Here is a 14,837-nt window from a genome sequence, read left to right as displayed (position 1 = left end):
TTGGGTAGTAGGGGATAAAAAATTAAGAAAATGTTAGAGGGTGGATTTTTCACATATAGCTTGTGAAGCGATCGCTCCGAAATATAAGAAAATTAAATATGTGGCGCAAGTCTTTCAGATTGATTCGTTTCTCTCCACTGTAAAAATTTGACGACTTTAACCTGATTCAGATTAAAAATATCTATCAATGGAGCATCTCATCAAATACTCAAGGAAGTGGGTAAAATTGTTTTTCCTCAGCCTCAGTGGTAGTGTTGTGGTCTGGCTAAGTAGCTACTGGGGAGCTATGGTAACAGCATTGCCACCACAAGAAGATACTCCAGAAGAAATATTACGAACAGAAATTATTATAGACGCGCGATCGCCCATAGACGGCAAACCCCTCAATGCGGCTGAATACGCACAAATACAAGCACAATTAAAAATTAGCCCGCCACCCACAATTGACTCCAAATTGCGCCAAACCATTTTCCTCATCCGCATCCGCAATGTCTTACTTCAGTTGTTCCCCTTCCTGAATTTGTAAAAATTAGTCAATGGTCAATGGTCAATAGTCAATAGTCATTGGTCATTAGTCAAATTATTCACTCCCCCATTCCCCCACTCAGCACTCAGCACGGGCTAAACGCCCCGCTTCCGCTAACAGCACTCACTACTCCCTCACTCCCCTGATCCTACTGACGCATTGTGCGATACGATAACGGTGGCGACAAAATTGCAAATAAATGTAAAGAATATACATATACAAAACTCAATTTAGTCAACTAGTATTATCCATAGGTAGTTTAATGTCCATAACAACGATCGCTCCCGAACAGGTTAACCGCATCGTCTGGAATCAGCATCATGATCCTTTTGAAATTCTTGGTTCTCACCCCATAGAACAGAATGGTAAAACTGTCTGGGCAGTAAGGGCCTACTTACCAAATGCTAGTGCAGCGTGGGTAGTCCTTCCCGAGCAGCGCCAAGAATACTCAATGCAAGCGGTACATCACCCCCACTTTTTTGAATGTACTATTGAAACGACAGAACTATCAAATTATCAGTTACGCATCAAAGAAGGAGAGCATGAGCGTGTCACCTATGATCCTTACGCTTTTCGTTCTCCTCGGATTACAGATTTTGACCTGCATTTATTTTCTGAAGGGAATCATCACCGGATTTATGAAAAATTAGGGGCGCATTTCACCGAAGTAGATGGTGTTGAAGGTGTTTACTTTGCTGTTTGGGCCCCGAATGCGCGTAACGTTTCCATTTTGGGAAATTTTAACCAATGGGATGGACGCAAGCATCAAATGCGTAAAGGAGTTACTGGTATTTGGGAATTATTTATTCCTGAATTGACGGTAGGAGAGCATTATAAATACGAAATCAAAAATTTTGAAGGGCATATTTACGAAAAATCCGATCCCTACGGTTTTCAACAGGAACCCCGTCCCAAAACAGCATCTATTGTCACCGATTTAAATTCATATCAGTGGAATGATAAGGATTGGTTAGAGCAGCGTCGTCATCAAGATCCTCTGACTCAACCCATCTCAGTTTACGAAGTTCACCTGGGTTCGTGGTTACACGCCTCTAGTGCAGAACCAGCTAAATTACCTAACGGGGAAACGGAACCTGTGGTAATTGCATCGGAACTAAATCCCGGCGCACGTTTTCTGACATATCGAGAATTAGCCAGCAGACTCATTCCCTACGTTAAAGAATTAGGCTACACCCACATAGAATTATTACCCATTGCCGAGCATCCTTTTGATGGGTCTTGGGGTTATCAAGTAACCGGATACTACGCGCCTACATCTCGCTTTGGTAAACCTGAAGATTTTATGTATTTTGTTGACCAGTGTCATCAACATGGCATAGGTGTAATTGTCGATTGGGTTCCTGGTCACTTCCCTAAAGATGGGCATGGTTTAGCCTTCTTTGATGGTACTCACCTCTACGAACACGCAGATCCCCGTAAGGGTGAACATAAAGAGTGGGGTACTCTAGTATTTAACTATAACCGCAATGAAGTGCGTAACTTCTTAGTTGCTAATGCCCTATTCTGGTTTGATAAATACCATATAGATGGGATTCGTGTCGATGCTGTGGCTTCCATGCTCTATTTAGACTATTGTCGTAAACCAGGAGAATGGTTACTTAACCAGTATGGTGGCCGAGAAAATCTAGAAGCTGCGGATTTCTTGCGTCAAGTAAATCATCTACTTTTTAGCTATTTCCCCGGCGTTGTTTCCATTGCAGAAGAATCTACAGCATGGCCAATGGTCTCCTGGCCTACCTACACAGGCGGTTTAGGGTTTAACTTAAAGTGGAATATGGGTTGGATGCACGATATGCTGGATTATTTCAGCATGGACCCTTGGTTCCGCCAATTCCACCAGAATAATATCACCTTCAGTATGTGGTACAACCACAGCGAAAACTTCATGCTGGCGTTATCTCACGATGAAGTTGTACATGGTAAGAGCAATATCATCGGCAAAATGCCAGGAGATAGATGGCAAAAGTTAGCCAATGTGCGTTGTTTGTTTGCCTATATGTTTGCTCACCCTGGTAAGAAAACCATGTTTATGAGCATGGAGTTTGGACAGTGGAGTGAGTGGAATGTCTGGGCTGATTTAGAGTGGCAATTACTACAGCATGAACCACACCAACAGTTGAAAAAGTTCTTCCAAGAACTCAATCAACTTTACCGTTCTGAACCATCTTTGTACACGTTGGATTTTGCCAGAGAAGGGTTTGAATGGATTGATTGTAGTGACAATCGTCACAGTGTAGCCTCTTTCATTCGTCGTGATAAGGATTCAGAAAATTTTGTGGTTGTGATTTGTAACTTTACACCACAACCCCATTCTCACTACCGAATTGGTGTACCAGAACCAGGATTTTACACTGAGTTATTTAATAGTGATGCTCGTCAGTATGGCGGTAGCAACATGGGTAACTTAGGCGGTAAATGGACAGATAATTGGTCTATGCACAATCGTCCCTATTCACTAGATTTATGCTTACCACCTTTAGGTGTGTTGATGTTTAAGTTGGATAAGCAAAAGACTGCTGAGGTGTTGGGTTAACAATTCAAAATTCAAAATTCAAAATTCGTCTTGAAAAGTTTGCTCAACGGTGGGAACCCCCCGAACTTTGCTCAACGGGGGAAACCCCTGCACGCAAGTTCTCTCCGCACGCAACTTTTCGCAAAATTAAAGACATTTTCAGTAGGCGATTTCAACCTCTACTGAAAATGTTCTACCTGTAGACATAGGGGTCTTAAACCCTCGGATTTACGATAAAGATTGAGGTTGGGTAATCGTTAAAATCCTACTGCTTGTGATTGATTAGTTTTTCAGACTACCAATCACCAATCACCAATCACACGGTAAAATTCAATGTAAGAATGCCGCAGCCATCATGACTAAACCCAAGATTTTTATTGACGGAGAGTCGGGAACTACAGGTTTACAGATTTACTCGCGTCTCAATCAAAGAGACGATATCGAGATAGTCAGTATTGCCGCATCTCAGCGCAAAGATGCAACTGAACGAGCAAAAATTCTCAACTCTGTTGATGTGGCTATTCTCTGCTTACCTGATGATGCGGCTCGTGAAGCTGTAAGTTTAGTTAACAGTACTCAAGTCAAAATCCTCGACGCTAGTACGGCTTATCGTACGGCTCAGGGTTGGGTTTATGGTTTTCCAGAATTGCATCCAGGACAGCGTGAGCAAATTGCTAAAGCTCAGTTTGTCAGTAATCCTGGTTGTTATCCTACAGGCTTTTTGGCTTGTATTCGTCCTTTAATAGCTCAAGGGTTGCTTCCCAGCAATTTTCCTGTGACAATTAATGCGGTGTCTGGTTACTCTGGTGGTGGTAAGAATTTAATTCAAAAGTACGATCGCCTGCATGAGCAGCAAAAAGGTGTAACCTCACCCTATCCTTATGGTGTTTATGGTTTGCAGTTTGGACATAAACACGTCAAAGAAATGCAACAGCACGCTGGCTTAACATCGCCGCCATTGTTCGTGCCGGCAGTGGGTGACTTTGAGCAGGGGATGGTGGTACAAGTGCCTTTACCTCTGTGGACGTTAGACAATCCGCCATCAGGGGCAGAAATTCATCAAGCGATCGCCCACTATTACCAAGGGGAAAAATTTGTCCAAGTCGCCCCATACCAAGATACTAGTTTACTACGAGACGGAACATTTTTAGATGCGATCGCTGTAAATAACACCAATATCGTGCAAGTTTTCGTCTTCGCCAACGACAATACTCAAGAAGCATTACTAGTAGCCCGTCTCGACAATTTAGGTAAAGGTGCATCAGGCGCAGCAGTCCAGAACCTAAATATTATGCTCGGTGTTCCAGAAGAGTTAGGATTATGACGTTATTAGTTATTAATGTAGGTTGCTATCTATTTAAGAACTGGTAATGGGTATTGGGTACTGGGTACTGGGTACTGGGTAAGAGTTTTACAAATCACTAATGACTAATGACTAATGACTAATGACTAATGACTAATCAAAAACGAGTTTGCATTATCTTAGGAACCCGCCCGGAAGCGATTAAACTAGCTCCGGTAATCCAGGCTTTTCAAAAATGTCCAGACTTTGAGCTGCAAGTAATTCTCACCGGACAACATCGGGAAATGGTGGAACAAGTAATGCAGCTATTCAACCTCAAGGCAGATTATGACCTAGAGATTATGCAGCCTCAACAGTCTCTGAGTGATATTACCTGCCGGAGCTTACGCGGTTTAGAAGCATTGTTCCGGGAACGTCAGCCGGATTTAGTGATTGTCCAAGGAGACACCACCACAGCCTTTGCAGCAACCTTAGCAGCATTTTACCAAAAAATTCCTGTAGGTCATGTAGAAGCAGGATTAAGAACCGATGACTTATTCAATCCTTATCCAGAAGAAGCAAATCGGCGGTTGATTTCCCAGATTACTCAGTTGCATTTTGCACCAACTACTTTAGCCGTGGAAAATTTACAGCGTTCTGGCGTGTTGGGAGGAATTCACCTCACTGGTAACACTGTGATTGATGCTCTATTACACGTCGCCGCCACCGAGCCGGCTTGTCAGGTTCCTGGTTTAAACTGGCAAGAATATCGTGTATTATTAGCAACAGTCCATCGCCGGGAAAATTGGGGTGAACCATTACAGGCGATCGCTCAAGGATTTCTGCAAATATTAGATAAGTTTCCCGATACAGCCTTATTGTTACCCCTACATCGCAATCCCACAGTCCGAGAACCCTTACAAGCATTACTCGGAAATCATCCAAGAATTTTTTTGACAGAACCGCTAGATTATGCTGAGTTGGTAGGAGCGATTGGGCGATCGCATTTTTTGTTAACTGATTCTGGTGGCTTGCAAGAAGAAGCACCCAGCTTGGGTAAACCAGTACTAGTTCTTAGAGAAACTACAGAAAGACCAGAAGCAGTAAGTGCGGGTACAGCTAAACTAGTAGGAACCAACAGCGAAACTATCGTCACAGCTGCGAGTGAATTACTGAGTAACCCAGTCGCTTATAATGCAATGGCTAATGCCATCAATCCTTTCGGTGATGGTCATGCAGCCGAACGCATTGTGGAAATTGTGCAAAATTACTTGTGATTAGCGGCTGTTTTACGAATTGCTATTAGGCGATCGCTCATCCCTAATCTACAAGGTATCTTGGAAATAGGGATTTCATCTTTGTGGAGTAGGGATGATGAACACAGCAGAATTCCTCCGGTTGATGGCAAAACAGCGCTTATGTCCGCAAACACTACCAAAAGCGCTGCAAGCATTGTGGTACGACAAACAAGATGACTGGAACCAAGCCCATGACATCGTGCAGAATGCTGGTGATGTTGATAGTGCTTGGGTTCACGCTTACCTACACCGTAAAGAAGGTGATTTAAATAACGCTCATTACTGGTATCAACGTAGTAGTCAGCCAGAATTTACTGGAGAACTCAACCAAGAATGGGAACACATCACGTCTTGCTTACTTACAAAAGTCAATACAACTCATGGATGCTGATAACATCAAACGGCGTTACAGAGATGGCGAAAGATATTTTCCTGCCGCAAATTTAACCAAAGCCAAGTTAATTGGAGCCAATTTACCTGGAATAAATTTATGGGGAGCTGATTTGAGTGGTGCTAATCTAGCTAGAGCTAAACTTTGGGGAGCTGATTTAAGTCGAGCGAATCTAGCCAATGCAAATTTAACTAGAGCGAATTTGTGTGGTGTGAAACTAAATGAAGCCAATCTCCGAGGCGCTAAACTGAACTTTACCAAATTATATGGAGCCGATTTAACAGGTGCTTATTACGATGAAACCACCCGTTTTTCTAGAGGCTTTGATCCCATGAGTAAAAATATGCAGAAGTTTTAATCCTTACTTTTATAACTTATAGACGCAAGGAGAATAAATATATGTTAGGTTTCGACCGCATTACATTTGACCCACGCATTATGGCAGGACAAGCTTGTATTCGGGGAATGCGAGTTCCCGTTTCATTAATTTTGAATTTGGTCGCCAACGGTAAAACTGTCGCTGAAATCGTAGAAGATTATCCGTATTTGGAACCAGAAGATATTCAGCAATCATTAATGTATGCAGCATGGTTGGCAAGAGAACAAGTTTTTCTCATAGTTGGTGAGCAGGCTGGATGAAATTTTTAGCAGATATGGGCATCTCACCACGTACTGTAAATTGGCTAAAGACTGCTGGTTATGATGCAGTACATTTGGTTGATGAAAGTCTAGAAAGATTAGCTGATGATGAAATTTTAGTGAAAGCTCGGTTTGAAGGGCGAATTTTATTAACAGTAGATTTGGACTTTGGTTACTTATTAGCAGTAAGTAGAGCCACATTACCAAGCGTAATTCTGTTTAGATTGGGGAATGAAAGTTACGAAATCATCAATGAACGTTTAGCCGAAGTTTTGAATCGGTTTGAGCCAGATTTAAAAGTAGGTGCGATTATCTCTGTCAGCGATCGCGATTTTCGAGTAAGACAATTGCCAATATAAGAGCAAGCAAAAAGTAAGAAACTTGCTGTCTCTTTCAGAAATTATCTAATTCTTCTAAATAAAATTCACCACTTCGACAGGAAAAATATAGTATCAGGACTTTGTTGGGTTTCGCTGTCGCTCAACCTAACCTACTAGGATTTCTAAGATTTCTGGTGTTAATCCTCGTTCTTCTGCTTCTTGACTGGCCTTATCCATTGTGGTTTTTAAGCGTGCAATGGCTTCCTGTCTGTGAGTGATAAATTGAGACTGCATGATGGCAGCAATTTTTAGTTGCAATTGTTCCCGTTCTTCTTCAGTGGCGTTATCGTATGCTTCTGCTACTTCAGAAGGAACTTTGATAGTAATTTCTTTTTTAATAATCATATTCTGTTCGCTTTTATATAGGAGTTCGATGTAATTTTTTTGGTATAGCCTGAGCTTGCGCTTAAAAATTACGTATACTCAAAGCTTAATTGTAGGACAATGATAACCACATCTATGTTTTGGTTGGTATTGCCCTCCCGATGGATATTGCTTCATTTTCATCTAAATCTTGATTTCGTTGTTTAAACTCATCTAATAAAGTAAAGAACTTTTCAAAACCAGCTCTTTCATCGTGACAGTAAAGCATAATCATTTTCGACCAAGAGCTTACCGTTGTTATTCCTAATTTTTTCTGTAACCAAGGCTGAAACTCTCCATAAAAATCTTCTTCCTTCTCCATGGTTTCAATTTCCAATTCACTTCGAGAACATTCATACCCAACCAAAAACATAAATAAATCGCTCACAGACGGACGACCAATATACATCTCAGGTTTGGCTTGAATTTTTGCTAAGATTTCATACACTCTACTCATAATATGTTCTCCTTATAGGCATATAGGACAAACGCATAATGTAGTATCATTGTAACTCGTGGTATTAATGGTGGAACTCATGACACCTCGATTTGCATACACCAGGGTTAGTCAAGAGGATATGCAGCACTTAGGTTATATCCTTGAACAGTGTTTTATCATGCCAACTGGTGATAGTAAATTTTATGCTAAACGTATTGGCTTAGAAAATTTTCGTGCTATTTATCGAGAGCAAAAAGTTGCTGGGGGACTGGCAATATTACCGATGGGGCAGTGGTGGGGGGGAAAGCGTGTGTCTATGGCGGGAATTGCGGCGGTGGGTATTGCGCCAGAATATCGTGGTGATGGAGCTGCGATCGCTCTTCTTCACCATACCCTGAAAGATATCCATACTCAAGAAATTCCCATTTCCGTTTTATATCCTGCCACGCAACGCCTATACAGAAAAGCTGGGTACGAACAAGCAGGTAGTTACTGTAGTTGGGAGATTGCTGCTGATAGTATCCAGATGCGAGAACAATCTTTACCTATACAGCCCGTAGTTGCTACTGATAATCCCATCTTTCAAGATTTATATTACAAACAAGCAACCTTGACTCATGGCTACTTAGACCGACATCCAGCAATTTGGCATGGATTAATTTACCCAGATCACAAAGAGACAATATATAGTTACTTAATAGGCGACAAAGACCAATCCCAAGGTTATATCATCTTCACTCAAGAGCGAACCAAGGATGGGTCAATTTTACGCATTCGAGATTGGGCTTTACTTTCCGATGCGGCTGTACAGACTTTTTGGTATTTTATCGCCAATCATCGCTCCCAAATTGACAAGGTGCGCTGGAAGAGTTCTGTGATTGATGCTTTGACATTGCTGCTACCAGAGCAAACAGCCACAATTAAAAATCAAGATCGTTGGATGTTACGCATAGTCAACCTATCTAAAGCCCTAGAAGCGCGGGGTTATCCGCCAGGAGTTACAGCAGAACTACATTTAGCAGTACAAGATGACTTATTAACTGCCAATCAAGGAAAGTTTATCTTATCAGTTGCTAATGGTCGAGGTGAGGTAACTAAAGGTGGCAAAGGAGAGTTACAGCTAGACATCAGAGGATTAGCACCTTTATACACCAGCTTATTTACACCCCAGCAGTTACAACTGACAGGAAAATTGGTGGGGACAGAAGCCTCACTTGTGGCAGCTACGCAAATTTTTGCAGGTACATCGCCGTGGATGGCTGATTTCTTTTGAAAAATAGGGATCTTAACTTTGTGCCTCTGTGGTTCTGTGGTAAAAAAGTATTTTATTTAACCACAAAGACACAAAGACACAGAGAGAAAAGCCAAAATTTTGTCACTTACTGAAAAAAATTGCCTACTGGGGTCAGGAGGCTTGATAGTAAGTAAAATTATCTGAAGTTAGCTAGCGATGTACTCTTTAACATTGGCGCGACGGCGGCGTAAATGAGCCAGCGCTTGATGTTCTAACTGACGCACACGCTCACGACTCAGGTTTAAGCGTTCGCCGACTTTTGCTAAAGACATTTCGTTACCGTCTTCTAAGCCGAAACGTAATGCTAAGACTTCCCGTTGTTGGGGTGTGAGTTCTGCCAACAAGGTGTTGAGGTCTTGACGTAAGAATTCCTGAGTGGTGTAATACTCTGGTGATGGGCCTTCATCTTCCAGCATTTCTTGCAGTTCGGTGTCTTGGTTATCACCAACTCGCACATCTAAAGAAACTGGTTGACGCGCCATGTTCAGATACTCACGAATCTGAGCAGGTTCTAGCTCTAGTTCTTTGGCAATTTCCGCAGGTGAAGGAGATCGCCCCAAGGTTTGAGCTAGTTCGCGTTGGACTTTTTTGATTTTGTTCAGTTTCTCGGTAATATGGATTGGTAAGCGGATAGTACGGCCTTGTTGGGCGATCGCTCTAGTGATTGCTTGACGAATCCACCAGTAAGCATAGGTGGAGAACTTATAGCCCCTTGTCGGATCAAATTTCTCGACACCTCTTTCTAAACCCAGAGTTCCTTCTTGGATTAAATCCAGAAACTCCATGTTCCGCTTTTGATATTTTTTAGCAATAGCTACTACCAAGCGCAGGTTCGCTTCAATCATCTTTTGCTTCGCTCGCTTACCTTGAGTCACAGTCTGCTTCACTTCTGTCTCAGACTTGTGAACATGATCCGCCCATTCTAATAAGCTGGGTTCGCGCTGCAATTTCTCCGCTAAAGCCTCTTTAGCGTCTATGAGAGACATCATGTGTTGCACCTGCTTCCCGTAAATAATCTCTTGCTCACGGGTGAGCAGGGGTACACGTCCAATTTCTCGCAGATAGGTTCGCACCATATCAGCCGTGAACTTGGTGTTTGTGTCTTCAGTGTGGGTGTTAACAGTAGGCATTGGTGCGTTGTCCTCTACTCCGTAAACACAGTCAATCTTGAATAACTAAATCCAGCTAGGAAAGATAGTCTCTTGATCACAAAACTCAAGGTGCTGCCAAACTTAATCAATTTCAGGTATCCGTTTTTCAGAAGGCACTCGCTTGAGATAGGTTCCCCTACCCTCCCTAAATTTTTTAATCTCTTACAAGCACAGTGGTTAATTTTCCAGAATTCTTTCTTTATTTTCAGTTCCTAATGGCAACTGTCTAATATGAAGTCAGTATGAGTTCCACTTAATCTTATAGTAAGACAAATCAGGCAGATAGTAAAGTAGTCCTAAGAAGGATAAAAATTATAATGCAAAAATGTCTGTTTTTTATAAAAAGTTTTCAGTTCCTTACCGGTGACTATATCTATGGTGACGCGAAAACCCCCTATGCTGTTGCTGAAAAGTAGGGAGATAACCGAACTGGATTTAGCAAGAAGGTACTACATAATAGTCATTAGTCAATGGTCATTAGTCAATAGTCATTGGTCTTCTCCCCTTGTCCCCCACTCTCATACTCAGTACTCATCACGGGCTAAACGCCCCGCTTCCGCTAACAGCACTCATTACTCATCACTCTCTCTAGAATCCCAAATCGGCTTTGGCTAATTCAGCAGCAGCGAATACTTCTGCGTCTGGTTTTTCTTCCCAGGCGGGATCGCCAATTTCGGCGTAGAATGTGGCATCGTAGGGACGGGTTTTGACTACGACAGGCATGGGGACGGCGTGACCTAAAATTAAAGCTTGTTGCTTGGAGTCTAGTTTGGCTAAGACCGATTTTAAGCTACCAGCGCCTGATACCCCAGTGAAGATGGCATCGATGTCTTTGTCATCATTGAGTAAGGCGGTAATCCGAGTCCCAATTTGGGACATAACTTCGTTGTCTATGCCTGAAGGTCGTTGATCAACTACCAAAAGTGTGACGAAATATTTACGCAGTTCGCGGGCAATTGTGCCGAAGATAGTACTTTGAACGATCGCAGGGTCAAGGAAGCGATGGGCTTCTTCTATTGTAATCATTAATGGCGTGGGGCGATCGCTAGGATTTTTACTTTGGAGAAACTTATCGGCTTTTTTGACGTAATGCTCATGAATCCGTCTGGTAATCATGTTAGTAACCAGCATATATGAGAGCATATTCGACTGGGAACCAAATTCGACAACTACGTTTTTCCCAGCTTCTAAGGATTGTAAAATTTTACTAATATAATTCTGGGGACAAACCGCCCGCATATATTTTAAGCCATCTAAGCGCAATAGTTTACGCTGCAATGCCATGATGGAACCTTTGTGTCCCCGTTTCTCGTCACAAAACATTTCGATTTCTTCGTTAGTCATATTCAGCAACTGGACAATCCAGGATTTGCCGAACTCACTATATAAAATGTTGGCATTATCTAAGGCTGCTTCTGATAAGCCTAAATCTCGACTGCATAACTTCACATCTTCAACTTCGATTTGTTCATAACTCAGATAGAGTTCTTGGGAATCACGCACACCACGACGCTTAGTCGATTCGGGATCGAGGGTGTAGACTTCAACTCTCCCAGGAAACAGTTGTTTGAGTCCTTTAACGGTGTTGACGTTCTTCCCTTCCGCTACGGCTTCCCAACCATACTCAGAGTGCATATCAAAAATCAAGCTTACTGCTGCATTCTTGCGAATCACACCGGCTAAAAGTAGACGAGTCAGGAAGGATTTACCCGTACCAGATTTACCAAATACCCCATTACTACGTTCTACAAAACGGTTTAAATCGATACAGACGGGGACATCCATATCCAAAGGTTTACCAATAGAAAAATTTTTCCGTTGGATATCGTCTTCCCAACCAAACACTCGGCGAAAATCTTCAACGCTGGCTTCATAGACCTGGCTAAAATGGCTGGGAATGGTTTTTACAGGAAGCAATTCTAATGTCGTACTAGTTTGGGGTTGAAAAGATGCCAAACTCGTAGACGATGGCACAAAAGGGTTAGCAGATTTACCGTTTGTAGAGGAAACCGACTCATTAGATTCAGGGGTGAACATCAACATCGGCGCAAGGTTGATAGTTCCATAAGTACCGCTACCAGCTAAAACTTCCCGTAAAAAAGTGTCCTCCCAACTGGGGGGATTAGCCACAATGCGCGTATTAGCAGTTCCCAAGGCTACATCTGTCAGCATACAAAAAAACCGCGATCGCAACCCTTGGACTACCAAAAACTTACCCACCCGCATATCCTCAACAGAAATATCCGGGTGTAACCGTATCTGTAAACCCCCAGTCAGAGAACCTTCAATTACTGAACCTAATGGTTGTTGGTTAGTCATTGGTCAATGGTCAATGGTCAATGGTCAATAGTCAATAGTCAATAGTCATTGGTCAACAGATTTTCTTCTTGTCCCTCACTCAGCACTCACTATTCACTACTCCCCACTCCTCACTCCCTCACTCCCTCACTCAGCACTCAGCACTCAGCACTCTCTACTCAATCTGAATAGAAGTAGGCGCACTGCCGGTTGGTGGTACACCGATTAGGGGTTTGCGGAATTGGGTGTAGAGGCGATCGCGCCAGGTGAAAAAGGGTGCATAATCGGGATTATCTGCTAGTGAGGGGACACCTTTACCTTGAATACTGGCGGGTAAATCTAGGTAAGAGCCTTCCGGGAATTTTAACAGGATTGATAACCCAGCAACTGCCAAATCGGCTAAAGTTGGCTCATCTCCGGTTAGATAGGGACTATCTGCTAACAGTAGTGTGAGGGATTCTAGGTCTTGTTTCAAATCTGCGATCGCTGACTTGACTACATCTGGACTATAACCTACTCCGAACCCTAAAACTGTCAAAAAATCAGTGGGTACGCCTTCAACCAGGGTTTTGAGAACGTCTGGTGTGGAGGTGGGCAACAAAGATTTGCGGAAATTTTGGTCTTGACTAATGGCAGAAAATAGTGCTTTTCTACCCTTAATGCCGATTGATTCGTCTGCCCATTCTTCGATTAATAAAGTTAAACCCCTTTGTTTGGGGTCTTTGGGTAGCAAGGGACGCTCAGGATATTCTAAGTCTAAATATTTAGCGATCGCTGTAGAATCTGGAATATACCTGTTACCATCTTTTAGGACTGGTACTTGTCTTTGTCCAGTTAAGCGGAACAATTCTACTTGACCAATCCCCGGTGTCACCTCGATTTTACGATATTCTAATCCTTTATAATCGAGAATTAGGCGGACTTTTTCCGAGTATTGAGATAGCTCCCACTGGTATAATTCCAACATATTGATACCTTGTTACTAATTACTCAATCAGCTTTTCAATTGTATCTTTATTGCCAACAAATTACCTAAGTAAATAATTGATTTGTCGCTACATTTGTTGCCAACACAAAAGTCATTTACCCGTAAGTTTCGAGCCGAGTCTCATGACTAATGACTGATAACTAATAACGATTTCATTAATTAATAAACCGCGAGAGAAATCCCATTTAAATTACATCATCTAGGTGTTTAATATAACGTAGTAATTCCATCTTGACCACCCAAAAAGCAGATTTTCAGGAAAAATCTTACCTCCACAGTTAGATTTTATGTGTTGCAAAATGTTATAAGTCTTTATGTAACCGATATAAATCAAAACAAAATTTATGAAGGTGAATCATAGCAGATTGTTGACAAACTTGGCAGGTGTAGTGGGTTTAGCGAGCTTTAGTCTCTTCGTTACCTTACCATCTCAAGCAAAACAAGCATTAAACCCCAACCCTACCATTTTTCAAGAATTTCCCTACAATCGCACTCAACCCACCCAAGTAAACGCTCAATCTACTCCTGTAGAAAATGTTATCCAAATAACAAAAGACAACAGTAACAATAAAAAGCAAATCGCACAAGGGAGTGGGAGAGTCAATCCCCGACCAAGTATTTTTAACGAGCCTCCCTACAATCGTAGTAATCGTACTACACCAACAGAAACTACGCCAACTCCAACTGATACCCCAGCAACTGAAGTACCTACCACTGAAACACCAAATACAACTCAGCCAACAACGGGAACAACCAGTAATTCCAGCAACAACTTGTTAGCATTGGTGGAGTCAAATACCTCCTTCTCAACGCTAAATAAAGCATTGAAAGCAGCTGGACTAACTGAAACTTTGAAAGGCAAAGATAGTTTAACAATTTTTGCTCCTACCGATGCAGCATTTGCTAAATTACCCCAAGATGCTTTGCAAGAGTTGTTAAAACCAGAAAATAAAGAAGTACTACTCAAGGTGCTAACTTATCATGTTGTAGCTGGCAACGTACTATCCACTGATTTAAAATCAGGGGAAGTAAAAAGCGTCGAAGGTGGTGCTATCAATGTCAAAGTTAGTAATCAAGGTGTCACCGTCAACGATTCTAAAGTAGTCCAGGCAGACATCAAAGCTGATAATGGCGTGATCCATGCGATCGATACAGTCATGTTACCACCTGATTTGTAAGATGGTTTGTTAGAAATCAAGATTGAAAAAATCAAATCAAAAGCACAATTTTCATCAATATCCCAAACTTCTTTAAG

The 14,837-nt window shown here is 42.1% G+C and carries 15 protein-coding genes; 10 read left to right on the top strand and 5 right to left on the bottom strand.

From position 1 onward, the window contains the following. The first annotated feature begins 187 nt into the window (after nucleotides 1–187). From FD725_RS11340 to FD725_RS11305, 8 genes are all read left to right on the top strand, one after another. A complete protein-coding gene (locus FD725_RS11340) occupies nucleotides 188–526 on the top strand; it encodes a hypothetical protein (RefSeq protein ID WP_179048233.1) in 339 nt (112 codons plus the stop codon). A 262-nt stretch (nucleotides 527–788) separates the two neighbouring features. Next, a complete protein-coding gene (gene glgB, locus FD725_RS11335; RefSeq protein ID WP_179048232.1) occupies nucleotides 789–3,080 on the top strand; it encodes a 1,4-alpha-glucan branching enzyme in 2,292 nt (763 codons plus the stop codon). Nucleotides 3,081–3,414: 334 nt separating this feature from the next. Beyond that, the gene (gene argC / locus FD725_RS11330; protein WP_179048231.1) at nucleotides 3,415–4,383 is read left to right on the top strand and encodes an N-acetyl-gamma-glutamyl-phosphate reductase; all 969 of its coding nucleotides are present in this window, start codon (nucleotides 3,415–3,417) and stop codon (nucleotides 4,381–4,383) included. A gap of 128 nt (nucleotides 4,384–4,511) precedes the next feature. After that, nucleotides 4,512–5,618 (top strand): non-hydrolyzing UDP-N-acetylglucosamine 2-epimerase, encoded by a 1,107-nt coding sequence (gene wecB / locus FD725_RS11325; RefSeq protein ID WP_179048230.1) that lies wholly within the window; start codon nucleotides 4,512–4,514, stop codon nucleotides 5,616–5,618. A gap of 97 nt (nucleotides 5,619–5,715) precedes the next feature. Next, nucleotides 5,716–6,030, top strand: coding sequence for a hypothetical protein (locus FD725_RS11320; protein ID WP_179051506.1), 315 nt, complete (start codon nucleotides 5,716–5,718; stop codon nucleotides 6,028–6,030). Beyond that, nucleotides 6,020–6,388 (top strand): pentapeptide repeat-containing protein, encoded by a 369-nt coding sequence (locus FD725_RS11315; protein ID WP_179048229.1) that lies wholly within the window; start codon nucleotides 6,020–6,022, stop codon nucleotides 6,386–6,388. The genes FD725_RS11320 and FD725_RS11315 overlap by 11 nt, the downstream gene beginning before the upstream one ends. Nucleotides 6,389–6,429: 41 nt before the next feature. Continuing rightward, nucleotides 6,430–6,669 (top strand): DUF433 domain-containing protein, encoded by a 240-nt coding sequence (locus FD725_RS11310; RefSeq protein WP_179048228.1) that lies wholly within the window; start codon nucleotides 6,430–6,432, stop codon nucleotides 6,667–6,669. Then, complete coding sequence (locus tag FD725_RS11305; protein WP_179048227.1) at nucleotides 6,666–7,028, top strand: DUF5615 family PIN-like protein; 363 nt, start codon at nucleotides 6,666–6,668, stop codon at nucleotides 7,026–7,028. Before FD725_RS11310 ends, FD725_RS11305 begins: the two co-directional genes overlap by 4 nt. A 126-nt stretch (nucleotides 7,029–7,154) precedes the next feature. On the opposite strand, the gene FD725_RS11300 is transcribed toward FD725_RS11305, so the two are convergent. Together FD725_RS11300 and FD725_RS11295 are read right to left on the bottom strand one after the other, a co-directional pair. Further along, nucleotides 7,155–7,394, bottom strand: a complete 240-nt coding sequence (locus FD725_RS11300; RefSeq protein WP_179048226.1) for a hypothetical protein — start codon at nucleotides 7,392–7,394, stop codon at nucleotides 7,155–7,157. 112 nt (nucleotides 7,395–7,506) lie between these two features. After that, on the bottom strand, nucleotides 7,507–7,869 hold the full coding sequence (locus FD725_RS11295; RefSeq protein WP_179048225.1) for a hypothetical protein: 363 nt from the start codon (nucleotides 7,867–7,869) through the stop codon (nucleotides 7,507–7,509). Nucleotides 7,870–7,948: 79 nt separating this feature from the next. Here FD725_RS11295 and eis point away from each other — a divergent pair, with 79 nt between their 5' ends. After that, the gene (gene eis, locus FD725_RS11290; protein ID WP_179048224.1) at nucleotides 7,949–9,124 is read left to right on the top strand and encodes an enhanced intracellular survival protein Eis; all 1,176 of its coding nucleotides are present in this window, start codon (nucleotides 7,949–7,951) and stop codon (nucleotides 9,122–9,124) included. Between the two features lie 167 nt (nucleotides 9,125–9,291). Here eis and FD725_RS11285 read toward each other — a convergent pair whose 3' ends face one another. From FD725_RS11285 to FD725_RS11275, 3 genes are all read right to left on the bottom strand, one after another. Continuing rightward, the gene (locus tag FD725_RS11285) at nucleotides 9,292–10,275 is read right to left on the bottom strand and encodes an RNA polymerase sigma factor, RpoD/SigA family (protein ID WP_179048223.1); all 984 of its coding nucleotides are present in this window, start codon (nucleotides 10,273–10,275) and stop codon (nucleotides 9,292–9,294) included. A gap of 609 nt (nucleotides 10,276–10,884) precedes the next feature. Continuing rightward, nucleotides 10,885–12,615: an ATP-binding protein gene (locus tag FD725_RS11280; protein ID WP_179048222.1), complete on the bottom strand. Its 1,731-nt coding sequence runs from the start codon at nucleotides 12,613–12,615 to the stop codon at nucleotides 10,885–10,887. A 154-nt stretch (nucleotides 12,616–12,769) separates the two neighbouring features. Then, nucleotides 12,770–13,561, bottom strand: a complete 792-nt coding sequence (locus FD725_RS11275; RefSeq protein WP_179048221.1) for a glutathione S-transferase family protein — start codon at nucleotides 13,559–13,561, stop codon at nucleotides 12,770–12,772. A gap of 365 nt (nucleotides 13,562–13,926) precedes the next feature. Between FD725_RS11275 and FD725_RS11270 the strand changes: the two genes are divergently transcribed. Continuing rightward, the gene (locus tag FD725_RS11270) at nucleotides 13,927–14,760 is read left to right on the top strand and encodes a fasciclin domain-containing protein (RefSeq protein ID WP_179048220.1); all 834 of its coding nucleotides are present in this window, start codon (nucleotides 13,927–13,929) and stop codon (nucleotides 14,758–14,760) included. The last annotated feature ends 77 nt before the right edge of the window (nucleotides 14,761–14,837 follow it).

Source organism: Nostoc sp. TCL26-01 (genome assembly GCF_013393945.1).
In the GTDB taxonomy this organism is placed as follows: Bacteria; Cyanobacteriota; Cyanobacteriia; order Cyanobacteriales; family Nostocaceae; genus Trichormus.
This window is presented reverse-complemented; position numbering and strand designations above follow the sequence as displayed.